The following is a 22401-nucleotide window of genomic DNA, read 5'->3' as shown; positions in this document are numbered from 1 at the left end:
AGCAGTGTAGATCTGTTGGGCGAAAAGTAAACTCAACGGTATAGAATTTCTTTCATGAATACGAACACACCCTCTGAGCGCCTGACCGAAAGAAAGCGAGCGGCCATCCTTGATGCCGCGATCAAGGAATTTCTCGCGGCAGGCTACGACGCGACCAGCATGGATCGCATCGCCGCGCGCGCAAATGTGTCGAAGCGCACGGTGTACAACCATTTCCCCGGCAAGGAGGCGTTGTTCGCCGCGATCCTGCATCGCTTATGGGATGCGACGTGCACCGTCGGCGTGTCCGCTTATCGCGCAGACGTGCCGCTGCGGGAGCAGTTGCTCGTATTGCTTGACCGCAAACTGCGGCTGCTGAGCGACGAAGCGTTTCTCGCACTGGCACGCGTTGCGATCGGCGCCGTCATTCACTCGCCGGAACGTTCACGCGACATGGTGGAGCGCATTGGCGAACGCGAGGAGGATTTGACCGTCTGGATTCGCGCGGCCGCGGCGGCCGGTCGCCTGTCCGCTCCCGATCCGGAATTCGCTGCCCACCAACTGCATGGCATCGTGAAGGCGTTCGCGTTCTGGCCGCAAGTGACGCTTGGCCAGCCGCCGCTCGAAGTTCCGCAGCAGCAAAAGGTCGCGCAAGCGGCCGCGGACATGTTTCTCACGTACTACGGCCATCCGGCCGACGCGGATTCGTCGGCGCCGGCGCGGGGCTAATCCGGTATCCAATGCAGCAGTCACGCGCCGCAACTGGACAACGCGCAGATGCGGGCCCACGCGCACTCCGCTACCCGCCATCGGCGCGGTTGAATCTGACGCGACCGAATAGAGAGAGCGAATACAGATGAAGACGCTGTTAATCGTCTATCACACGATGACCGGTGGCACACGGCAAATGGTCGAAGCGGCCGCCGTCGCGGCGCGCGAGCAGCCGGGCGTCGACGTTCGGCTGCAGCGTGCCGACGTGACGCACGCAGACGACGTGCTCGCCGCCGACGCGTATCTGTTCGCGACGCCGGAAAATCTCGCGGCGATGTCCGGGATGATGAAAGACTTCTTCGATCGCTGTTACTACGCGGCGGTCGATCGCGTGAACGGTCGTCCGTATGCGGCGATGATTTGTGCGGGCAGCGACGGACAGAACGCGCTGCGCCAGATCGATCGAATCGCGACCGGATGGCGGCTCAGGTGTGTGGTGCCGGGCTTGATCGTCTGCACTCACGCGCAGACGCCCGAGCGTATCCTCGCGCCGAAAATGATCGACCGCGAGGATCTCGAGCGCTGCGCGGACATCGGTGCAGCGTTTGCTGCCGGGTTAGCGCTTGGCGTGTTTTGATCGACGGCGTCCATGCGAACCCCTTGATACGAAGCAGTCGCAACCTGCGGCCCATACGCGACGCTTCCCAGTACGCGGCGCCGTTGCTACCAATTGGAAGATTCGCAGCTTCGATGTAATGAGGACGAGGCGCACTGCGCCAATTTCCGTTGTAGTGCCGGATCCGATGTAGATGTTGCCCATCGTCGTTGGCACCTGCCGTTGACCGGAGATGCCCGATGCCACCTCCCGTCGCCGCCATCGTCCGCGCAACCACATGGCATGCGATGCATATCGATGCGCACGCAACCAAGCCCACCACGACCGCGTGTGACGTGAATCGCTGAATGCACCGACCGCGCTTCATGCGGCATGCAAAGGCTGGCACCGCCATATGTTGAATGACCCGTAATGCGACATGCGAACGCCAGCGCCGCCAATGACAGCGTCCAGATTTCCCGCGGCGGACCAACGCACGCGTTACATGCATTGCGCACCGCACCCAAACGCGGGTAAAGCGGCGCTACGTAACGTACGGTCGTTATTCGACGAAAACGCAGCGATAATGCGCAGCACGCCGATTCGGACGCCCCGCGGCCGCGGTTCCGGCCAAATATGAACCCGTCGGCGAACCGACCGTCGCGCGTACCGGTATACTTCCACTCCTGCCTTCTCCGGCATCGTGGCCGGGTGCCTGAAACAGCGGCGATGGCGATGCGGCCCCGCAATCGCGTGCAGCGGCAGCAACAAGCCGCATGCGATGCGGCATGTCGATGTGCGAAGCGGCTGCACGAACCACGCCTTATATTCCTGGTGGATTGAATTTATGGGTTTTGAACAACTTGCCGAATTGCGGGCGCAGCTCGCAGCTAAGGCCAAGCAGGAGCGCAACGCGAAGCAACCGGCAACGCAACCGGATGCGGGTGCAAAGCCCAAGTCGGGCAACCGGCCGGCTCGCGGGGCCAAATCGGGTGCCCCGGCCAAAGCGCCGTCCGGCGCCAAGCCCGCTTCGGCGAAACCGTCGACGCCGGTCGATCCGGTCATCGTCGCGATCGGCAAACTGCAGCGTCGGTTCCCGCGCGCATTCCCGAAGAATCCGGCTCCGAAGGTGCCCCTGAAGGTCGGCATCTGGGACGACCTCGCGCGCGAGGCGCAGTCCGTCGGGCTGAGCGAAGCGGAGTTGCGCGAAGCGATGTCCACGTGGTGCCGCGGCAATCGTTATTGGTCGTGTCTCGTCGAAGACGCGGTGCGGGTCGATCTGCAAGGTAACGAAGCCGGTCGCGTGACGCACGACGATGCCGCGCGCGCGCGCCTATTGAAATCGCGCCGGCCGGGCAAGGGTGGGGCGCAGGCGGCAAAGGGTGCACCGCAGCAGCCGAAAGCGCAGGCGCCTGTCGATTCAGCGGCATCGCAGCCGGCACCCGCAGACGCACCGACGGATGCGCCGTCGGACGCAGCACCGCAGGCCGAACAGCAGACGGCCGCGAACGAGTAACGCCCGATGTGTTGCCGCGCGAGCGCGCGGCAACATCCAGCCCGCGCTGCGCATGCAGCGCATCGTGTGACGGACCGGCGAATGCTAGAGGGCGCGTCGGTACGACCTGCGCTGCCCACACCACCATCATCTGATTTCCATCATTGCACCGGCATCGAACCGCCTGGCGGTCGACGGCACTTGACCCGTCGGTCACTGGTGTCTGCTTTGTCGCCGCGCCCTTGGCTGTCGACCCCAATCGACGAACTATCCCGACCGCCCGCCGTTCCGCGCGCTCCCCGCGCACCGCAGAACCGCAGAACCGCAGAACCGCAGAACCGCAGAACCGCAGAACCGCAGAACCGCAGAACCGCAGAACCGCAGAACCGCAGAACCGCAGAACCGCAGAACCGCAGAACCGCAGAACCGCAGAACCGCAGAACCGCAGAACCGCAGAACCGCAGAACCGCAGAACCGCAGAACCGCAGAACCGCAGAACCGCAGACACGCAGAACCGCAGAACCGCAGACACGCAGAACCGCAGACACGCAGACACGCAGACACGCAGACACGCGACGACGCAGGCAACGCAGGCAACGCAGGCAACGCATCAATCGCATCGAGCGGATATAAATCCGATACGAAGCCGTATACGCAATCGCAAGTTGCAGCCTCACGAACAGATTCACCGCAAACAATAATAGTTCGGGCTACTGATATCGCCACACCTGGGCGCGACTCACGCCGACGGATCTCCGACGAAGAGCCGGCCGAGTAGCTCCGCACGAATCCATATCGCAGAATCGGCTTCGCCGCGCCCGATCGGCCAGCACGTCAGCGAGCCCCGATGCGCAATCACCACGCCGCGCCGCGATTGCCTTACGTCGATTGTCGCCGCGCGCCGCAACCGCCATAATGTCTCGCCCGAACCGCCGCGCCGGCACGCATCATGCGCGCGACGCAATACCACCCACAGCCGAAAGCTCAACCGAATCGCGCTGCCCGGCGCTCGATGTAAGCGCACCGCAAAACCGATTTCGCTGAAGCACTGCCCGTCGCCCGTTGGCCCGATCTCCCGGCGCACAATACCGATATCCACTCCCGACACTCAACGCCAATCCGCATCATGAACCCCAGACACTCCGCGATTCTCGTCGCGCTCACAGCCGCCATCTTGTTCGGCGCTGCGACGCCGCTCGCCAAGGCGCTGATCGGTACGATGTCGCCGTTCATGGTCGCAGGTCTTTTCTATCTCGGCAGCGGTGTCGGCCTCGGGGTTGTAATCGGCCTGCGCGCATTGCGCGGGCACCGTCCGTCGACGGATGGCGCCGCACCGCTGCAACGTGCCGAGCTGCCTTGGCTCGCCGGAGCGATCGCGGCCGGCGGCATCGCAGGCCCTGCGCTGCTGATGCTCGGGCTGTCGACGACGCCGGCCGCGACGAGCGCGTTGCTGCTCAATCTGGAAGGCGTGTTGACCGCCGTCATCGCGTGGGTCGTATTCCGCGAGAACGTCGATCTGCAGGTGTTCGGCGGCATGGTGGCGATCGTCGCCGGGGGCATCCTGCTGTCGTGGGCGCCGGCCCAGGCGGGCGTGCCGGCCGGTGCGCTGCTGATTGCCGGCGCCTGTCTGTGCTGGGCGATCGACAACAACCTGACGCGCAAGGTCGCCGCGAACGATGCGATGGTCATCGCATGCGTGAAGGGCCTCGTCGCGGGCCCGGTGAATATCGCCATCGCGCTCGCGACGGGCGCCGCGTTGCCGACCGTTCCGATTACGCTCGCCGCGATGCTCACCGGACTCGGCGGATATGGCATCAGTCTCGTGCTGTTCGTCGTCGCGCTGCGCCACCTCGGCAGCGCACGCACGGGTGCGTACTTCTCCGTGGCGCCGCTGTTCGGCGTCTTGCTGTCACTGTTGATCTGGCCGGCGCTGCCGTCCGTCACGTTCTGGGCCGCCTCCGCACTGATGGCGCTCGGCATCTGGCTGCATGTGCGCGAGCGGCACGAACACGAGCACGCGCACGAACGGCTCGAACACGCGCACCGGCATCGTCACGACGAACACCATCAGCACGCGCACGACTTTCCGTACGACGGCAACGAGCCGCACACCCATCCGCACGTGCATCTGCCGATCACGCACAGTCACGCGCATTTTCCGGACATTCATCACCGTCATCGGCACTGACAAAGACGAGGACGTCGTCTGCCTGGACGGCAAGGTAACCGTTTATGGGGCGTCGTTCCTCGTTCCCCTGCGGTATCAATGCTGATTATTCGGTGCGAGCGCGGCACTTACCGCGCGCTCGCCCATGCCGGCGCTAACGCGTGGCGGCCACGCCGACGACGTCGCGGCGGATGTCTTCAAAGCATCGATCTTGTTGCTATGCCCGCAAGCTGATTTGCGCAGCCAACGCATACGGGTGTCGCCAACTGCTCCGGGTCGTTACGGCGCTCAGCTGCGTGAACGGCCAATCACGCGACGGCGACGATCACGCTCGATGCCTTGAAGACTGCGGATGCGGCCTTGCCGCTCGCGAGACCGAGACGATCGACGCTATCGTTGGTAACGATCGCGACGATCTCGGCGCCGCCGGCCGCGCGAATCACGACTTCGGAATTCACCGCGCCTTTCGCAATCGACGACACGGTGCCGGCGATGCAGTTGCGGGCCGATACCTTGCTGCTGTCGACGTCGACCATCACGATCACCGACGACGCCTTGACGAGCGCGAAGGCATTCGTCCCCGCCGCGAGGCCCAGCGACGCTGCGCTGCCGTGCGTGATCACGGCGACGATCTCGAGGCCATTGTCGGTACGCAGCGTGACTTCGTCGTTGACGGCGCCGGGCTTGACGACGTCGATCCGGCCGGGGAATTGGTTACGGGCGCTGGTTCGCATGAGGACTCTCCGGGAAGTGAGCCGCGCGACGCGCGGCGAGCGAAGGACGAAAACCGCAGACGAGTTTATCGGGAATGCGGGTGCGGCGCGATGTCGGCGCGGTCTTCTCCGCAACGGCGATTGCGCGTGAACGCAACCGCGACCGCGGGGCGGTAGTAGACGCGACACGCTCGTCGCGCTTTGTCGCCACACGGAAACTTACCGACCCATTGCCGATGCCGCCGACTTAGCCGCCGCCGATGCTGGTGCCGAACCCGCCGCCACGCCCGCCACCACCTCCCCATCGCCCTCCCACCCCCCGCCGAGCGCGAGGAACAACCTGACCTGATCCGCCGCAACCTGCCCCTCAGCCGCCGCGACCTGCGCGCGCACGCTCGTCAACGTGCGCGTCGCATCCAGATCCGAAATGAACGACTCGCGCCCGGCCATATAGAGCCGGTGCGTTTCGTCGGCGGAACTTCGCGCCGATTCGTAGGCCGTGCGCAGCGCGTCGGTGCGCTGCACGTCGGCCGCATAGGTCGCGAGGCTCGACTGCGTTTCGCGCAGCGCGTTCAGCACGACGCCGTCGAAGTGCGCGAGCGCGCCGCCGGTCGCCGCTTCGGCTTCGCGCACGCGCGCACGCTGGCCGTTGATCGGGAACGCCCAGCTGATCAGCGGCCCGAACGACCAGCGGTTGGTGGTCGACGAGAACAGATCGGCGGCGACGCCGACCGAACCCGCGGATAACCCGATGCTCACCGACGGATACAGCGCGGCGGTTGCCACGCCGATGCGGGCCGTGGCAGCCGCGAGCTGGCGCTCGGCTTCGCGAACGTCGGGACGGCGGCGCAGCAGCGCGGCGCCGTCGCCGATCGGGATCGGTTGGCGCAGCTGCGGCAGCCGCTCGCATTCGGCGACGGCCTTCGGCAGATCTGCGGGCGCTCGCGCGAGCAAGGCGGCGAGCTGGTATTGCGCGATCTTGCGCCGGCCTTCGAAGCGCGGGATGTCGGCCGACAGCGTGCGTACCTGCGTGACGCCGCGCGTCACGTCGGTCTGATTGCCGCGTCCCGCGTCGCGCAGCCGCTGCGACAGCTTCACACGCTGCTGCTGCAGCGCGAGCGACTGCTTCGCGATCGCGAGTTCGTCGCCGGCGGAGCACGACTCGACGTACGCCCGCACCACATCCGCGACGACGGTGATGCGCGCGAGGTCGGCCGCCGCCTGCACCGCGTCGCTGTCCGCGTGCGCGGCCTCGACGCCACGCCGCAGCTTGCCGAACAGATCGAGCTCGTACGACACGTTGATGCCGACCGCGCCTTCGTTGACGACCGGCAGCTTGTTCTCGAGCAGATACTGTTCGGCCGATTCCTGCGCGCGTTGCACGCCGGCTTCGGCGTGGCCCGAGAAGCCGCCCTGTTCGTTGGCGACCTCCAGCGCCGCGCGCGAGCGCGCGAGGTTCGCTGCAGCGACGCGCAGGTCGGTGTTCGATTTCAGCGCGCTCTGCACCAGCGCATTCAGCACCGGATCGTCGTACAGCTGCCACCAGTTGCCGGGCACCGCATCGCGCGAGACGAGCGCGCCGTCCGCATCGTCGAGCGCATGGTTCGCGAGCGGCGCATTCACGTATGCGTGCTGCGGCAGCGCGTAATCGGGGCCGACCGACTTGCACGCGCCGAGTGCGAGCGCGAGCGGCGCGAGCGCCGCCGCGAGGCGCAGCCCATGCCGCTTCATTGCGATGCTCCAGTCGCGCTGGCCGCGGCGGGCGCCGATGCCGGCCGCGTCTTGTCGTCACGGCGCGCGTCATGCGAGCGCACCGCGACGGTCGCGGTGCGGCCGGCGATCATCCGGAAATCGTCCGGCACCTCGTCGAGCACGACGCGCACCGGCACGCGCTGCGCGAGCCGCACCCAGCTGAATGCCGGGTTCACGTTCGGCAGCAGGTTCGCGCCCTGCGTGCGGTCGCGATCCTCGATCGCGGCGACGATGCTCTGCACGTGGCCGCGCAGCGGATGCGGCTCGCCCATCACGACGATGTCGACCGGCTCGCCGATATGGATGCCGCGCAGCTTGGTTTCCTCGAAATAGCCGTCCACGCGGAACGAGTTGCGATCGACGACCGACAGCACCGCACGGCCGGCCGCCACGTATTCGCCGGTGCGCGGCGCGCGATCGTTCAGATAGCCGTCGACCGGGCTCACGATCGTGGTGCGCTGGAGATTCAGTTTCGCGGTGTCGAGCGACACCTGCGCATCGGCGACGGCGGCTTCGCCCTGCTCGACGCGCGTGCGGCTTTCCTCGACCTGTTCGCTCGCCACCAGATTGCCGAGCTGCAGGTTGCGCGCATATTCGCGCTTCGCCTGGGCGAGCGTCGCGCGGCGCTGCGCGAGGGTCGCTTCGGCGAGGCGTTGCGCGAGCGTGTAGCGCGCCTGATCGATCACGAACAGCACCTGGCCGCGCTTGACCTCCTGGTTGTCGGCGACCTGCACCGACGTGATGAGGCCGGCCACGTCCGGCGCGACCTGGATCACGTCGGCGCGCACGTGCCCGTCGCGGGTCCACGGCGAGAACATGTAGTAATTGATGATGCGCCACAACACGAGGGCGGCCACGACGACGACGATCAGCGTGAGCAGGATCTGTCCTGCCGAGTACCAGGTTTTTTTCACGATTAGCTAGCCACGAGATGGTGAGACACGACCACGACGGCGGCAAGCACGAACACGTAGATGCCGAGATCGAAGATCGAACGGTGCCAGACGAGGCGGTAGAAGCCGACGCGCTCGAGCAGCGCGCGCACGACGATGTTGATCAGATACGCGATCAGCATCAGCACGAGGGGAGCCGGCACGAATACGCCGAAGATGTCGATTTCGCCGATCATGGTCGCGCTCGGAAGGACGGGTGGGAAAGCCGGATCATGCGCGTGCTCCGTCCGCCGTGGCCTGCGGCGGCTGCGCGGCCGCGGCCGGGTACAGCGACAGCCGCAGCCCGACGAGCGCGTGCAGCGTATTGCGCAAGCGCCGGTGCGCGGCGCGCGACGTCGGTGCCGCAGGCGTCGCGCCGGCCTCCGCCGCGCCGGCCGACGCGGCGTGCGGCCGGGTGCGGCCCGCCACGCGCCGCAGCGCATCGTCGATCGACGCGAGCAGCGCGGGCGGCGCCGGCTGCCGTGCGTTGGCGGCCGCGCAGTGCGCGTAGTGATCGGTGACGCCGGCCAGCACGCGGTCGATCGCATCGGGCACGTCGCCCGACAGTCTGCGGCGCGCGCGGCGCAGGTCGAGCGCGTTCAGCGCGATGCGCAGGTCGCGGAAGCTCTCGATCGACGGATGACGATGATCGTCCGACGCGCCGAGCCGCGGCAGCAATTGCGTGACGCGATCGAGCATCCGCGACGCATGGTTGCGCTGGTCGTCGAGCGGCTGCGTCGACGCGGAGCGCGCGACGTCCTCCCAGCCCGAGCGCAGCAGCCGTCGCACGGCGAGTTCGGCGCCGAACGGCCGCGTCGCGCGCGTCCACAGATACGCGAACAGCAACCCGGCGACACCGGCGAGGTTGCTGTTCAGGAACACGAAGAAGTCGGCGTCGTACGCGCTCTGGATGCTGATGAAGGTCGCCGTGTTGACGGCGACGAGCATCGTCACCATGTTGAACTGCGGGCGCGGCAGCAGCGTGCCGATCAGGATGAACGGGCCGGCGAACATCAGCACGAGCATCGCGAAGTCGTGCACGTGCGGCAGCACGGCGAACAGGTACAGGCCCGCGAACACGACGCTCGCGGCGGTCGCGAGGAAGAACTTGAACACGAGCGGTGCGGGCTCGTCGAGCGCGGCGAAGAAGCTGCACGCGACGGCGGCCAGCGTGACCGCGCCGGCGCCGTCGTGCCAGCCCGACGCGATCCACAGCCAGCACGCGAACACGATCGCGCCGGCCACGGTCAGCGTCGAGAACAGCATCATCCCGCGATCGAAGAAACGCTCGGTGCCGCCGAGCCGCCAGTGCCTGAAACGCGGCTGCCAGATGCCCGACTCGTTCGCGATCAGCGCGCGCAGCGAGCGGCAGTCCTGCCAGATGTCGATGACCTGACGCAGACGCCACAGCGCGTTCGACAGCAGCGCGCCGTCCCAGCTCGCGAGTGCGCTGTCGGGCGGCTGCAGCGCCGCGATGCGCGCGCGCAGGTCGTCCGCGGCCGGATCGTGCGCCATCTCGCCGCCGGTGTCGGCCTTCACGGCCGGCAGCGGCGCATCGAACCACTTCGCGGCGTCGGCGAGCAGCGCGTCGAGCCCGGGCGGGCGCACTTTCAGTTCGCGCATCAGCGCGACGAGCGGGTCGGCCAGCGACGACATCAGCGGCAGGAACAGCTGCATCCGGCCCGCGAGCGCCTGCGCGCGCTCGAGCACGCGCGGATGCGCGTGGTCGTAGCTCAGCTGGCTCAGCAGAAACTCGAGGCCGGTGATGGTGGCGGCGAGGCGCTGGCGGCACGCGGACAGCGCCTTGCCCGCGAGATGCCCGGACAACGTCTCGCGCCCGTAGAACGCGGCATCCTTGAACCATGCATCGGTGCGTTCGATCAGCGTCGGCGCGAGCCGGTTCGGGAACACGGTGCTGCCGACCACGCTCGCGCACACGATGCCGAGGACGATCTCCTCGGTGCGGGCGATCGCGACGTCGAAGATCGTCGACGGATCGGCCACCGTCGGCAGCGCGATGAGCGGCATCGTGTAACCGGCCAGCATGAACACGTAGCTGCGCGCGGTGCGGTCCGAGATCGCGAGGTAGAGCAGCGTGCCGCACCACGTCGCGACGATGATGCTGAACAGGATCGGCGTCTCGACGAATGGCGGCACGAACAGGATCGCGGCGGCTGCGCCGAGCGCGGTGCCGAGCGCGCGATACAGCGCCTTGGAACGCGTCGCGCCGACGAACGGGTTCGACACGATGTAGACGCTCGCCATCGCCCAGTACGGACGCGGCAGCTGAAAATACAGGCCGAGGTACAGCGCGAGCATCGACGCGGCGAACGTCTTGCCCGAGAACAGCCAGTCGCGAAGGCTCGGAAAGGTCATGACGCGGAACTGGCGGATTGCGGCGTGCCCGGGGCCGGGTTCGGCACGTCGGCGGCGTTGAACGCATTCAGCACGCGCAGCGTCGCCTCGAGGTCGGCGCGCGACACGCCCTTGAGCACCTGCGCGCGCAGCACGCGCAGGTCTTCTTCCATCTTCGCGGTGACCGAGCGGCCGGCGGCCGTCAGCGAGATCGTTTTCGCGCGACGATCGTACGGGTCCTCGTCGCGGCGCGCGAGACCGGCCGCGCACAGCTGGTCGAGCAGCCGCACGAGCGACGGCCCTTCGATGCCGACGTGTTCGGCCAGCGTGCCCTGGCGCACGCCTTCGCCCAGGCGCCCGGCGATCAGCAGCGGCGTGGCGCAGGCCTCGGACACGTTGTATGCGGTCAGCACCGCGTCGCTGGTGCGGCGCCACTTGCGCGCGCTGAGCACCAGCAGGCTGCTGACGGCGAGGCGGAGATCGGGCAGATTCGTCATGCACGAGATGATAGGGGCAAAGTAATTCGATAGCAAACTACCGTTTTTGTCATGCGGATGTCTTGCAGCTTCTGTGCATCGGCCGCGCAACGGCCGTCCAAAGCCGCGGTGCGCCGACCGACGAAGCTCCGATTCGCGAGCCGGTGACAAGCGGGTGGTGCGGTGCCGCATCGCCCGACCGATCGATTAGTCGTACCGTTGGTGTCGACGTGCGCCATAGCGGTGCAGTACACCGGGCACGCGCCATGCGCGATGTCGCGCGCGGCACGCGACACCCGCGTCACACCGCACGCAATTGCACTAGGTCCTGTTCACATTCTCACCAGCGGCCCAAAGGCGCAGGTAAGCACCGCGAAGGCGAGATAGTTGCCTGCGAGCTTGTCGTAACGAGTGGAGCCGCTTGGTCTTTCGATTCGAGCGCGGTGGAATAACGGCCTTCGCATGTGCAGCGCGGATGGTGTTCACGAAGGCATCCGAGTCATAGCCTTTATATGAACGCGTCCCGTTTGCAACAGTTTTCGTGGGTTCAGACTGACAGGATGGGCTGCAGCTTTATATCCGGCCTTGTTGCAGCCGGTACAACTGCTGCAGGCCCCTATGAAATTCGCTGACTCGCACCTCATTTGTCCGGCGAGCTCGAAGCTCATCAGGCTATACAGGTTTAGCGAGTCCCGGTCCTACCTGGCTTGTCATCGCACTCGATTGCTGCGCAACCTTTCGACGTTCACCCTGTGTTAAACGTTTATCTTCAACCCGGTGTTGGCCTGTTCAAACGGGTCTCACACTCACGTAGCCTTTCTGATACTGCCGATCGTGAGCCAGCACGGCCCAGATCGTTCTTGCCATCTTGTTGGCCAACGCGACGACGATTACGTTCATTGGTCGCCGCTTCTTCATCTGCTCGACCCAGGGGCCAGGATCTTTCGCGTGTGTCAGAACGCTGCGTGCACCGTGAATCAGCAGCGTGCGCAAATACGTGTCGCCGCGCTTGCTGATACCGTGCAGATTCACCTTGCCACCTGAGCCCGTCTGCTCCGGCACCAGTCCCGCCCATGCCGCAAACTCTCGACCTGATCTGAATGCCTTTGCGTCACCCATCATCGCCACCGCTGCCGTCGCCGTCAGAAGGCCGACACCGGGAATCTCGCTGATCGCCTTCACAGCCCGGTTCTCCTTCTGCCACGCACGCATGCGTCGCTCGATCTCGGCAATCTGTCCGTCCAGCCTCGCCAGCTCGTTCCAGTGCTCGCGCAACGTGGCGATCAACGCTACTGGCAATCGCTCTGCAAGCCGCCCCAGCACCGCCGGAATCTCGCCATCCAGTTTCGCGCGGCCCCGGCTCATCACCTCGCCGTATTCCGTCAGCAGCCCTCGCAGTCCGTTGCTCTGCATCGTGCGGAACTTCACCAGTTGCTCGCGCATCCGGTGCAACGTCAACATCGCCTGCTGCATTTCCGTTTTCACCGCCACCGGCTTGCCGGGCTGCCGCACCGCCAGCCAGATCGCCTTGGCATCGGCCGCATCGCTCTTGTTCCGAATGTTGAATGCCTTCACGAACTCCGCCGGCATCAACCTGACTTCGTGGCCCATCTGGATCAACTGCCTCGCCTAGTGGTGCGCTCCACCGCAGGCTTCCATTCCGATCAGGCATCTGGCACGGTTGGCAAAGTGCTCAAGAAACTTGGCCCGCTTGATAGGCTTGTTCACGATTTCGCCCGTTTCCTGATCGATGTAATGAACCTGGAACACGTGCTTGGCGATGTCTACACCGACTGCAATACTGTCCATCGTGGATCCTCCGGTTGCTTTGGAAATGCGTGCATTTTCCACCTAGGCACATCGATGCCGTTGGCCCGTGAGGGTCCACACCCTTCCGTTTCCTCCCACTCGGCCGCAGGGTGGGACGCGTTCATTTCATTTGTCGGCGATCACAGCACCTGTGCGCAAATGCTCAACCAATTCGTGCGCACGGGAAATATCCGAGACCTGTCCTTCGGTGGCGATCATTCGCAGGGGGCGCCCGGCTTCATCGACAGCCAGATGCAGCTTGGTCGTCAGTCCACCGCGCGAACGCCCGAGCCCTTGCGGGCCGCTTTTTTTCGGGCCCCGGCCGAATGCTGGTGCGCACGCACGATGGTCGAGTCGATCAGCACGCGTTTGATCTCCGCTTCGTCGGACACTGCGTGCGCAACGCGCCCCCACACGCCTTTGCGACGCCACCGGGAGAAGCGCATGTACACCGTATGCCATCGTCCGAATTCCTTCGGCAGATCGCGCCACGGGCAACCGGTCCGGCCAATCCACAGAACCCCTTCGATAAACCAGCGATTGTCGGTCGCCGTTCGCCCTGGATCGCCTTCCTTGCCCTGCAACACCGATTCGATTCGTGCCCATACCTCGTTGCTCAGTAACGTTCGAATCATCTTGGCCTGCTCGCGCAAAAGACAAGATGTAAACACATTTCGTTGAATGTAAACAGACCCTAAGGAGCCGCACGCGAAAGCGCCGGCGCCTCGGAGCCTCGCCAAGCAACCGGTGTCGACGGCCGCGCATGCGAGATCGAAACGGACGGCCGCGCGATCATGCGCGCGCGGCGACGACATCGCCAATCCGCCGCACCTGAAACGCAGATCGCCCGCCGTCCGGTGCCGGGCGGCGGGCGATTCGACGGTTACCGTTTATGGGAGGCGCTGCGTGCTCGGTCGCGCGTCAACGTGCTTGCCCCGGTACCGCGTCGCCGCGCAGCGAGCAGCCGCGCGTCTCGATCACCGCCGACAGCGCGACGAGCCCGACCGCGCACGCGGCCATCATGTAGTAGGCGGGGATCATCGTGTTGCCGGTCTTGCCGATCAGCCAGTCGTTGACGATCGGCGCGGTGCCGCCGAACAGCGACGTCGACACGTTGTACGCGATCGCCATGCCCGCATAGCGCACGTGGGTCGGAAACATCGCCGGGAACATCGCGGAAATGGTCGCGAGCTGCGGCACGTACAGCAGGCCGAGCACCGCGAAGCCGACGAATGCGCCGAGCACGCCGTGCGTCATCAGCGCGAACATCGGCACGGCCGCGACGAACAACCCGACGAGCGAGATCCACCACATCGTCTTGCGGCCGACGCGATCCGACAGCCAGCCGGCGAACGGCAGCAGCACCATCATCGCGAGCATGCCGAGCAGCGGAATCAACAGCGACAGGTTTTCGCTGACGCCGAGTTCCTTGTGCATTTAGGTCGGCATGTACGCGAGCAGCACGTAGTTGACGACGTTCAGCGCCACGACGAGCCCGCCGAGCAGCAGCAGCGGCCTCGCATAGCGGACCAGCAGCCGGCCGAGCGGCAGCGCGGCGGCCGCGGCGCTCTGCTCGCGCCGCTGCGCCTGTTCTTCGAGCTCGCGGAACACCGGCGTTTCCTCGAGGCGCGAGCGCAGGTAGAAGCCGATCAGCCCGAGCGGCGCCGCGACGAGGAACGGTAGTCGCCAGCCCCAGGCGTGCATCGCGGTGTCGCCGAGCAGCAGCGCGAAGCCGAGCATCAGCAGCGCGCCGAGCGAAAACCCGGCGAGCGTCGCGAACTCGAGGAAGCTGCCGCACAGGCCGCGTCGCGCGTCGGGCGCGTATTCGGCGATGAAGGTCGCCGCGCCGCCGTATTCGCCGCCGGTCGAGAAGCCCTGCACCATGCGCAGCACGATCAGGGCGGCCGGCGCGAGCCAGCCGGCGCTCGCGTAGGTCGGCAGCACGCCGACCAGCAGCGTGGCGCCCGACATCGTCAGGACGGTCAGCGCGAGCACGCGCTTGCGGCCGAGGCGGTCGCCGAGCGGGCCCCAGAACAGGCCGCCGAGCGGACGGATCAGGAACGAGATCGCGAACGTGCCGAGCGCGAACAGCGTCGCGCTGGCCGTGCTGCCCGGAAACAGCGCGGCCGAAATATAGGCGAGCCCGTACGCGTAAATGCCGTAGTCGAACCATTCGGTCGCATTGCCGAGGGCCGCGGCCGCGATCGCGACGCGCGGCAGACAGTGCGGCTCATCGCCGCGGGAAGCCGCGTCGTCCGCAACGGAAGCGGCCGCGGAAACGGAAGTCATCGATGGCACGTATCGCATGAGGGATCCTCGCTATCAGCATGCGCCCGGACGGGCGCCGACGAGGATCAAAGTAATCCCGCCAATTAGCGACGCCGGATGTCATAGGACGATGTGAGGATCGGGGTTTTCCCCGGGGAGGGGAGCTGGGGTGGGGTGGTGATGCGAGGTGATGCGAGGCCCCCGCGGCGCAGAGCGGGACCGCATGGCAAGGCATGGCCCGAAGCGGCACAACAATGCACAGCACGGCACGACATACCACGCGTCGCGCGCGCTTGCTGCGGCCCCCGTTTGCAGCGTCCGCTTTACCTCCCGCGACGCGGGCGACATGGCGGTCCGCTCCAGCGACGCACCACGCGAGCGCGCCAGCCGACGACAACGACGCCAAACCGGGTGCGCCACGCCGCGCCCAGCCCTACCACGCGCGCGATGGCCGCACACGCCCGCCCGCGCCCCTTCTACCGCACGTGTGGCTGCAACGCGCACAGCCGGTCGCGGGCGACATGGCGGGCGGTTCCATGCCTCCAGCGACGCACCCCGCGAGCGCGCCGGCCGGCGACAACGATGCCGAACCGAGTGCGCCACGCCGCGCCCAGCCCTACCACGCACGCGATGGCCGCAAACGCCTGCCCGCGGCGCCCGCGCCCCGCCTACCGCACGTGCGGCAGCAACGCGCGCAGCCAGTACGTGACGGCCACGGCGCCGCCGTCCGGCGTACCGAGCGCGCGCGTGCCGAGATAGCTCGCCCGTCCCGCGCGCGGCGGCATGTCGGCCGTTTGCCGCGCGCCGTGTTCGGCGGCCTGCACGGCGGCCGCCCATGCGCTCGCGACGTCGTGGTCGTGATCGAGCGCGCGGCCGAACGCGTCGGCGGCCGGCACCAACGCATCGAGCATCGTGCGGTCGCCCGCGCGCGCGCCCCCGAGTTCGCTGATCGCGTCGGCTGCGCCGCGCAGCGCAGCCGCCCAGTCGCGCGCGGACGGCGCGATGGGGTCCGACGCGTCGGCAAGGCGCCGCGATGCGCGCAACAACGCGCTCGCATAGAACGGTCCCGAACTGCCGGCGATCGCGCGCCGCAACGCGGCGCCCAACGCCGCGAGCGTAGCGGCCGGCGCGCCGTAGGCGGTGTCCGGCAGCGCGAGGATCGCCTGCGCGGCGCGATGCATGCTCGCGCCGAGATCGCCGTCGCCGGCCGCGGTATCGAGCTCCGTCAGCGTCGCTTCGTGGTCGAGCAGTGCTTGCGCGACCGCGCGCAGCGCCGGCTGCAAACGCGCAGCCCATGCGCTCGCGGCCGCATCGACCGGCTGGGGCGGCGGCTCGTGCGCGACCGGCGCGTCGATTCGAACATGCGGGTTCACTGCGCCGCCGCCGGGCCATGCGCGCGCCTGCGTCGGCGCGTCGAGCAGCGCGGCCCGTTCGTCGTTCAGCCGCAGCAGCGAGATCGAGCAGCCCGGCATGTTCAGCGCCGACAGGAACGTGCCGGCCCAGGCGCGTGCGACCGTGATGCCGCGCCGGGTCAGGTTGTCGTACGCGGCGCGCAGCACGATCGCGAGCTCCATGTCGGGCGTCGCGCCGAGGCCGTTGACCAGCAGCGCGACGCGTTCGCCGCGATCGAGCACGAGGTCGGCGACGATGCGCGACAGCAGCGTCTCGACCAGCGCGTCGGCCGGCAGCGGCGCGGTGCGTTCGACGCCTTTCTCGCCGTGGATGCCGAGGCCCAGCTCGATCTCGTGATCGGCGAGGCTGAACCCGGACTTGTCCGCGCCGGGGATCGTGCAGCCATCCAGCGCGACGCCCATCGTGCCGAGCTCGGCGGCCGCCTCGCGCGCGACGGCCGCGACGCGCGCGAGCGGCAGCCCGCGTGCGGCGGCGGCGCCGGCCAGCTTGTGAATCAGCACGGTGCCGGCGATGCCGCGCCGCTGGCCGCGCTCGACGACACCGCGCAGCGACACGTCGTCGGCGACGATCACCATCTCGACCGGGATGCCTTCCGTGCGGGCGAGTTCGGCGGCCAGCCCGAAATTGAGGCGGTCGCCGGTGTAGTTCTTCACGACCAGCAGCGCGCCGTTCGGCCCGGCGCTCGCGCGGATCGCGGCGAGCACGGCGTCGGTCGACGGCGACGTGAACACCTCGCCGCACACGGCCGCGCTCAGCATGCCTTCGCCGACGTAACCGCCGTGCGCGGGCTCGTGGCCGCTGCCGCCGCCGGACAGCACGGCGACCGGCCGGCGCGACGGCTCGGGCAGCGGCTGGCGCACGAGCACGTGCTCGTCGCCGAGGATCGCGACATGCGGCGACTGCCGCGCGATGCCTTCGAGCATTTCGCTAACGACATCGGACGGGAGGTTCACGAGCTTCTTCATGGCGAGGGTTCCTGACGGTGGTGCGCAGGGCGGCCGAACCGGGCGGTCTGCGGGCGGTTGATCGTACGCGGTGGGCGGCGGCAATGAAGCGCCGCCCGCCGCGTGACGTAGCATCCGAGCATTCGTAGCACGAATGTAACGAAAATGGCGTCGCTCAGGGGGCCTCGACGCATCGGTCGCATGCGCAGGCCGACGCCCGCATGGCGGCTCGCGCCGAGCGAGCGTGTCGTCGTCGGCACGATTTGTCAGCACGCTTTCAGCAGCCATTCGCGAAACGCGGCCAGCGACGGCAGCGTTTCGTTTTCCGGCGGATACACGAGATAGTAGCTGCGCCGGCTCGTGATCGCGTCGCCGATCGGCACGAGCTCGTGGCGGGTCAGTTCGTCTTCGACGAGCACCTTCGGCACCAGGCCGATGCCGATGCCGGCCCGCACGGCCTGGATCAGGTGCGACGTCAGCTCGAAGCTCGGCCCGACCCGCATGTCGCGATGATCGAGGCCGAAATGCGCGAACCACTCGGCCCACGCGTGCTGATTGCTGGTCACGCCCAGCAGCGTCTGGCCGGCCGCCCAGGCGGGCGCCCGCGCCTTGGCGTTGCGCTGCCCGGCAGCGGCCGGGCTGGCGATCGCGATCAGGAATTCGTTGGACAGCCGGTGCGCGTGCAGGCCCGGCCAGTCGCCGGTGCCGACCGTGATGGCCGCATCGACGTCGTCGGTGTGAAAGTCGATCGCGCCGATCCGCGAATGCAGATGCACCGTCACGCCCGGATGCGCGGCGTAGAAGCCGTGCAGATGCGGCAGCAACCATTTCGAACCGAAGGTCGGCAACGTCGCGAGCCGCAGCGTGCCGGCGCCGGCCTGATGCGACATCGCCTGCAGCGTCGCGCCGCGGATGCGCCCGAGCGCGCCGCTCACTTCGGCGAAGTAGCGCCGCCCGACCTCGGTCAGCTTCACGGAGCGGCCCTCGCGCCGGAACAGCGCGACGCCGAGTTGAGCCTCGAGCGTCTGCACCTGCCGGCTGATCGCGCTCTGGCTCAGCGACAGCTCGTCGGCGGCACGCGTGTAGCTCTCGTGCCGTGCGGCGGCTTCGAACACCAGCAAGAGCGACATCGACGGGGTCAGGCGGCGATAATTCATGAGTTTTATGCAAGCGTTGATGGGGCAGAATTCGTTTGTTCGTCGGACCCTTCCGCAAGATACTGGATTTCCCGCGCGCGTGGAAACTTGCTCAAAACTCATGGTTTTAATCGAGGCCGCGCAACGGCTCCCATCACTTTGCGCTGCCATTCCATGCCGATCGCTTCGTTGTCCCGTCCCGTCAGCCCGCTCGAGGCCCGTTACCGCGACTTCCTCGCCGCGCTGCAGGCTGGCGGTTTCGCCGGCGAAATCCGCGCCGACCACGCGAACCGCACCGTGCAGGCCACCGACAACTCGATCTATCAGCGCCTGCCGCAAGCGGTCATCAGCCCCGCGCATGCGGACGACGTGCGGCTGCTCGCGCGCGTGCTCGCGCAGCCCGAGCATCGCGGCGTCGCGGTGGCGGCGCGCGGCGGCGGCACCGGCACCAACGGGCAGTCGCTGACCGACGGCGTGATCGTCGACCTGTCGCGCAACCTGAACCGGATTCTCGAAATCAACGCCGACGAGCGCTGGGTGCGCGTGCAGGCCGGCGTCGTCAAGGATCAGCTCAATGCCGCGCTGAAGCCGCACGGGCTGTTTTTCGCGCCGGAGCTGTCGACGTCGAATCGCGCGACGATCGGCGGGATGATCAACACCGACGCAAGCGGGCAGGGCAGCTGCACCTACGGCAAGACGCGCGACCACGTGCTCGCGCTCGACTTCGTGCTGCTCGGCGGCGAGCAACTACGCAGCGACGCCGTCGACGAAGCCGAACTCGAACGCCGCTGCGCGCGGCAGGACCGCGTCGGCGACGTGTATCGCACCGCGCGCCGCATCCGCGACGAACAGGCGGCGCTGATCGACGCGAAATTCCCCAAGCTCAATCGCTGCCTGACCGGCTACGACCTCGCGCACCTGCGCGAAGCCGACGGCCGCTTCAATCTCAACAGCGTGCTGTGCGGCGCCGAAGGCTCGCTCGGCTTCGTCGTCGAAGCGAAGCTGAACGTGCTGCCGATCCCGAAGTACTCGGTGCTGGTCAACGTGCGCTATGGCGGCTTCATGGACGCGCTGCGCGATGCGCGCGCGCTGCTCGCCCATCGGCCGCTGTCGATCGAAACGGTCGACTCGAAGGTGCTGATGCTCGCGATGAAGGATTTCGTCTGGAGCAGCGTGGCCGAGTATTTCCCGCAGGACGACGGGCGTCCGACGCTCGGCATCAACCTGATCGAATTCAGCGGCGACGACGCCCATGACGTCGATGCGCGCGTGCATGCGTTCGTCGAGCATTTGCGCACCGATACGAGCGTCGAGCGGCTCGGCCACACGCTCGCGAGCGGCGCTGAAGCGGTCAAGCGCGTGTACGCGATGCGCAAGCGCGCGGTCGGGCTGCTCGGCAACGTGCAGGGCGAGGCGCGCCCCCAGCCGTTCGTCGAGGACACCGCGGTGCCGCCCGAGAACCTCGCCGAATACATCGCCGAATTCCGCGCGCTGCTCGATGCTCACGGGTTGCAATACGGGATGTTCGGCCACGTCGACGCCGGCGTGCTGCACGTGCGCCCCGCGCTCGACATGAAGGACCCGAAGCAGGCGGCGCTGGTGCGGCCGGTGTCGGACGCGGTGGCCGCGCTCACGCAGCGGCATGGTGGCCTTTTATGGGGCGAGCACGGCAAGGGCGTGCGGTCGGAATACGCGCCGGCGTTCTTCGGCGAGCTGTATCCGTCGCTGCAGCAGCTGAAGGCCGCGTTCGATCCGCACAACCAGCTGAATCCCGGCAAGATCGCGACGCCGCCGCTGCGCACGCTGCGGCTGCTGAAGATCGACGAGGTGCCGACGCGCGGCGACCACGACCGGCAGATCGACGAGCGCGTGTGGCGCAGCTACGGCACCGCGATGCACTGCAACGGCAACGGTGCGTGCTACAACTTCGACCCGGACGACGCGATGTGTCCGTCGTGGAAGGCGACGCGCGAGCGCGTGCAGTCGCCGAAGGGGCGCGCCTCGCTGATGCGCGAATGGTTGCGCCTGCAAGGACAGGCGGGCGTCGACGTCGTCGCGGCGGCGCGTGTGCGGCAGCCGTGGGCGACGGGCATCGTCACGCGCTGGCGCAACAGCCGCGCCGCGCGCAACGGCGCAGCGGACTTCTCGCACGAGGTGTACGACGCGATGGCCGGCTGCCTCGCGTGCAAGTCGTGTGCGGGGCAGTGCCCGGTCAAGGTCAACGTGCCCGAGTTCCGCTCGCGCTTTCTGGAGCTGTATCACCAGCGCTATCAGCGGCCGCTGCGCGACTATCTGATCGGCTCGCTCGAATTCACGATGCCGTGGCTCGCACGCGTGCCCGCGCTGTACAACCGGATGATGGCGGCCGGGTGGGTGCGCACGCTGCTCGAGCGTCAGGTCGGCATGGTCGACAGCCCGCTGCTGAGCCGCTTCGATCTCGCGGCCGCGCTGCGGCAATGGCGCGTGCGGCCGGCCGATCCGCACGCGCTCGCCGCGCTGACCGACGCGCAGCGCGCGCGCAGTGTGGTCATCGTGCAGGACACGTTCACGCGTTACTTCGACACCGAGCAGTTGGCGACGCTGATCGAACTGGCCGCGCGCATCGGTTTCCAGGTATGGCTCGCGCCGCTCGCGCAGAACGGCAAGGCGCTGCACGTGCAGGGCTTTCTGCGCGCGTTCGAGCGGGCGGCGATCCGCAACGCGACGCAGCTCGCCGCGCTTGCACGCTCGGGCGTCGCGCTGGTCGGCCTCGATCCGGCGATGACGCTCACGTATCGGCAGGAATACCTGAAGGTGACCGGGCTCGTCGACGTGCCGCAGGTCGCGCTGCCGCAGGAGTGGCTGCTCGATGCGTTGCCGGAAGCCCGCGCGGGCCGCGCGTCGGGCGCCGCGTTTCGGCTGCTGCCGCACTGCACCGAGCGGACCAACGCACCGGACAGCGGCAGGCAATGGGCGCAGCTATTCGCGCGGCGCGGTCTGCGCCTGACGGTCGAGGCGGCCGGCTGCTGCGGGATGTCGGGCACCTATGGGCACGAGGCGCGCAATCTCGCGACGTCGAAGGCGATCTATGCGCAATCGTGGGCGGCGCACGTAGATGGTTCCGCGGAACGAGGCGAGGCGCTGGCGACCGGGTACTCGTGCCGCAGCCAGGTGAAGCGCATGTCGTCGAAGCAACTGCGGCATCCGTTGCAGGCGTTGCTCGATCAGGTGCGAGCGGCAGACTGACGGGCGGACGGCGTCGCAGGCGCCGCCGACTGACGGGTTCGATCGGCCGCTCCATGGGCGCGGACGAGGACGCCGCTACCGGTGAATTCGATGCATCAGGAGCCGACCTTGACGGTCCTCCGCGCGCGCGGTTTGTCGCCGGCGGGAAACACCCCGCCGCCGCGCGGCCGCTTCGGCTCGATCGCCGTCTTGCCGATCACGTGCCGGAAATCGATCTCGTGCGCCGCGAGCGCGCCGATGAGGGTCGCGATGACCGCGAGGTGCGAAGGGACGGTGCCCTTGCTCGAATAGTTCGTGATGGAGCTTTCGTTCATCCGGATCAGCCGCGCGAATTCGCGCGCCGTCAGCTGCGCCTTCTTCAACTCCTGCTGAAATTCCGCATACGCCATTGCACACATGTCACTTCATCTCCGCAAAGCCTGAACCGGCCC

At 67.5% G+C, this 22401-nt stretch carries 15 protein-coding genes and 4 pseudogenes; 5 read left to right on the top strand and 14 right to left on the bottom strand.

Going from position 1 to position 22401, the window contains the following annotated elements:
• The first annotated feature begins 54 nt into the window (after nt 1-54).
• From AK36_RS30110 to AK36_RS30100, 3 genes are all read left to right on the top strand, one after another.
• Nucleotides 55-708, top strand: a complete 654-nt coding sequence (locus AK36_RS30110) for a TetR/AcrR family transcriptional regulator (RefSeq protein ID WP_045579910.1) — start codon at nt 55-57, stop codon at nt 706-708.
• Nucleotides 709-835: 127 nt separating this feature from the next.
• Nucleotides 836-1327 (top strand): flavodoxin family protein, encoded by a 492-nt coding sequence (locus tag AK36_RS30105; RefSeq protein WP_045579909.1) that lies wholly within the window; start codon nt 836-838, stop codon nt 1325-1327.
• Between the two features lie 805 nt (nt 1328-2132).
• Nucleotides 2133-2801 carry a ProQ/FINO family protein gene (locus tag AK36_RS30100; protein ID WP_045579908.1) on the top strand — a complete coding sequence of 223 codons (669 nt, stop codon included), beginning with the start codon at nt 2133-2135 and terminating at the stop codon, nt 2799-2801.
• Between the two features lie 718 nt (nt 2802-3519).
• On the opposite strand, the gene AK36_RS33600 is transcribed toward AK36_RS30100, so the two are convergent.
• A complete protein-coding gene (locus AK36_RS33600; RefSeq protein ID WP_144410699.1) occupies nt 3520-3879 on the bottom strand; it encodes a hypothetical protein in 360 nt (119 codons plus the stop codon).
• A 27-nt stretch (nt 3880-3906) separates the two neighbouring features.
• Between AK36_RS33600 and AK36_RS30095 the strand changes: the two genes are divergently transcribed.
• Nucleotides 3907-4968: a DMT family transporter gene (locus AK36_RS30095; RefSeq protein WP_045579907.1), complete on the top strand. Its 1062-nt coding sequence runs from the start codon at nt 3907-3909 to the stop codon at nt 4966-4968.
• A 287-nt stretch (nt 4969-5255) separates the two neighbouring features.
• Here AK36_RS30095 and AK36_RS30090 read toward each other — a convergent pair whose 3' ends face one another.
• The 12 genes and pseudogenes from AK36_RS30090 to AK36_RS30040 form a co-directional block, all read right to left on the bottom strand.
• On the bottom strand, nt 5256-5681 hold the full coding sequence (locus AK36_RS30090; protein ID WP_034194406.1) for a TOBE domain-containing protein: 426 nt from the start codon (nt 5679-5681) through the stop codon (nt 5256-5258).
• Nucleotides 5682-5879: 198 nt separating this feature from the next.
• A complete protein-coding gene (locus tag AK36_RS30085; RefSeq protein ID WP_045579906.1) occupies nt 5880-7391 on the bottom strand; it encodes an efflux transporter outer membrane subunit in 1512 nt (503 codons plus the stop codon).
• Entirely contained in the window at nt 7388-8326 is a 939-nt protein-coding gene (locus AK36_RS30080; RefSeq protein ID WP_034194408.1) for an efflux RND transporter periplasmic adaptor subunit, read from the bottom strand. Before AK36_RS30080 ends, AK36_RS30085 begins: the two co-directional genes overlap by 4 nt.
• Before the next feature lie 2 nt (nt 8327-8328).
• Nucleotides 8329-8541, bottom strand: a complete 213-nt coding sequence (locus AK36_RS30075; RefSeq protein ID WP_011879627.1) for a DUF1656 domain-containing protein — start codon at nt 8539-8541, stop codon at nt 8329-8331.
• Between the two features lie 34 nt (nt 8542-8575).
• Complete coding sequence (locus AK36_RS30070) at nt 8576-10720, bottom strand: FUSC family protein (protein ID WP_045579905.1); 2145 nt, start codon at nt 10718-10720, stop codon at nt 8576-8578.
• Nucleotides 10717-11196: a MarR family winged helix-turn-helix transcriptional regulator gene (locus tag AK36_RS30065; protein WP_045579904.1), complete on the bottom strand. Its 480-nt coding sequence runs from the start codon at nt 11194-11196 to the stop codon at nt 10717-10719. The genes AK36_RS30070 and AK36_RS30065 overlap by 4 nt, the downstream gene beginning before the upstream one ends.
• A gap of 311 nt (nt 11197-11507) precedes the next feature.
• Nucleotides 11508-11685, bottom strand: a pseudogene (locus AK36_RS34090) (IS5/IS1182 family transposase); the annotation flags it as partial.
• A gap of 279 nt (nt 11686-11964) precedes the next feature.
• A pseudogene (locus AK36_RS30060) lies at nt 11965-12984 on the bottom strand (IS110 family RNA-guided transposase).
• A gap of 129 nt (nt 12985-13113) precedes the next feature.
• Nucleotides 13114-13619 (bottom strand): annotated as a pseudogene (locus AK36_RS30055) (IS5 family transposase); the annotation flags it as partial.
• A gap of 286 nt (nt 13620-13905) precedes the next feature.
• A pseudogene (locus tag AK36_RS30050) lies at nt 13906-15291 on the bottom strand (MFS transporter).
• Nucleotides 15292-15920: 629 nt separating this feature from the next.
• Nucleotides 15921-17630 carry a dihydroxyacetone kinase family protein gene (locus tag AK36_RS30045; RefSeq protein ID WP_045579903.1) on the bottom strand — a complete coding sequence of 570 codons (1710 nt, stop codon included), beginning with the start codon at nt 17628-17630 and terminating at the stop codon, nt 15921-15923.
• A 245-nt stretch (nt 17631-17875) separates the two neighbouring features.
• Nucleotides 17876-18766, bottom strand: a complete 891-nt coding sequence (locus AK36_RS30040) for a LysR substrate-binding domain-containing protein (RefSeq protein ID WP_034194411.1) — start codon at nt 18764-18766, stop codon at nt 17876-17878.
• A gap of 153 nt (nt 18767-18919) precedes the next feature.
• Between AK36_RS30040 and ydiJ the strand changes: the two genes are divergently transcribed.
• Complete coding sequence (gene ydiJ / locus AK36_RS30035; RefSeq protein WP_045579902.1) at nt 18920-21970, top strand: D-2-hydroxyglutarate dehydrogenase YdiJ; 3051 nt, start codon at nt 18920-18922, stop codon at nt 21968-21970.
• A gap of 95 nt (nt 21971-22065) precedes the next feature.
• On the opposite strand, the gene AK36_RS30030 is transcribed toward ydiJ, so the two are convergent.
• Entirely contained in the window at nt 22066-22368 is a 303-nt protein-coding gene (locus tag AK36_RS30030; RefSeq protein WP_014726284.1) for a hypothetical protein, read from the bottom strand.
• Nucleotides 22369-22401 lie beyond the last annotated feature (33 nt).

Source organism: Burkholderia vietnamiensis LMG 10929 (genome assembly GCF_000959445.1).
Classification (GTDB): domain Bacteria; phylum Pseudomonadota; class Gammaproteobacteria; order Burkholderiales; family Burkholderiaceae; genus Burkholderia; species Burkholderia vietnamiensis.
The sequence above is the reverse complement of the archived record's forward strand: the minus strand, read 5'-3'. Positions and strand labels throughout refer to the sequence as shown.

What these genes read in the sequence shown, in the direction of transcription:
- AK36_RS30110 (WP_045579910.1), top strand. Translation starts at nt 55, where the DNA reads ATGAATACGAACACACCCTCTGAGCGCCTGACCGAAAGAAAGCGAGCG.
- AK36_RS30105 (WP_045579909.1), top strand. Translation starts at nt 836, where the DNA reads ATGAAGACGCTGTTAATCGTCTATCACACGATGACCGGTGGCACACGG.
- AK36_RS30100 (WP_045579908.1), top strand. Translation starts at nt 2,133, where the DNA reads ATGGGTTTTGAACAACTTGCCGAATTGCGGGCGCAGCTCGCAGCTAAG.
- AK36_RS30095 (WP_045579907.1), top strand. Translation starts at nt 3,907, where the DNA reads ATGAACCCCAGACACTCCGCGATTCTCGTCGCGCTCACAGCCGCCATC.
- AK36_RS30090 (WP_034194406.1), bottom strand. Translation starts at nt 5,681, where the DNA reads ATGCGAACCAGCGCCCGTAACCAATTCCCCGGCCGGATCGACGTCGTC.
- AK36_RS30085 (WP_045579906.1), bottom strand. Translation starts at nt 7,391, where the DNA reads ATGAAGCGGCATGGGCTGCGCCTCGCGGCGGCGCTCGCGCCGCTCGCG.
- AK36_RS30075 (WP_011879627.1), bottom strand. Translation starts at nt 8,541, where the DNA reads ATGATCGGCGAAATCGACATCTTCGGCGTATTCGTGCCGGCTCCCCTC.
- AK36_RS30070 (WP_045579905.1), bottom strand. Translation starts at nt 10,720, where the DNA reads ATGACCTTTCCGAGCCTTCGCGACTGGCTGTTCTCGGGCAAGACGTTC.
- AK36_RS30065 (WP_045579904.1), bottom strand. Translation starts at nt 11,196, where the DNA reads ATGACGAATCTGCCCGATCTCCGCCTCGCCGTCAGCAGCCTGCTGGTG.
- AK36_RS30045 (WP_045579903.1), bottom strand. Translation starts at nt 17,630, where the DNA reads ATGAAGAAGCTCGTGAACCTCCCGTCCGATGTCGTTAGCGAAATGCTC.
- AK36_RS30040 (WP_034194411.1), bottom strand. Translation starts at nt 18,766, where the DNA reads ATGAATTATCGCCGCCTGACCCCGTCGATGTCGCTCTTGCTGGTGTTC.
- ydiJ (WP_045579902.1), top strand. Translation starts at nt 18,920, where the DNA reads ATGCCGATCGCTTCGTTGTCCCGTCCCGTCAGCCCGCTCGAGGCCCGT.
- AK36_RS30030 (WP_014726284.1), bottom strand. Translation starts at nt 22,368, where the DNA reads ATGTGTGCAATGGCGTATGCGGAATTTCAGCAGGAGTTGAAGAAGGCG.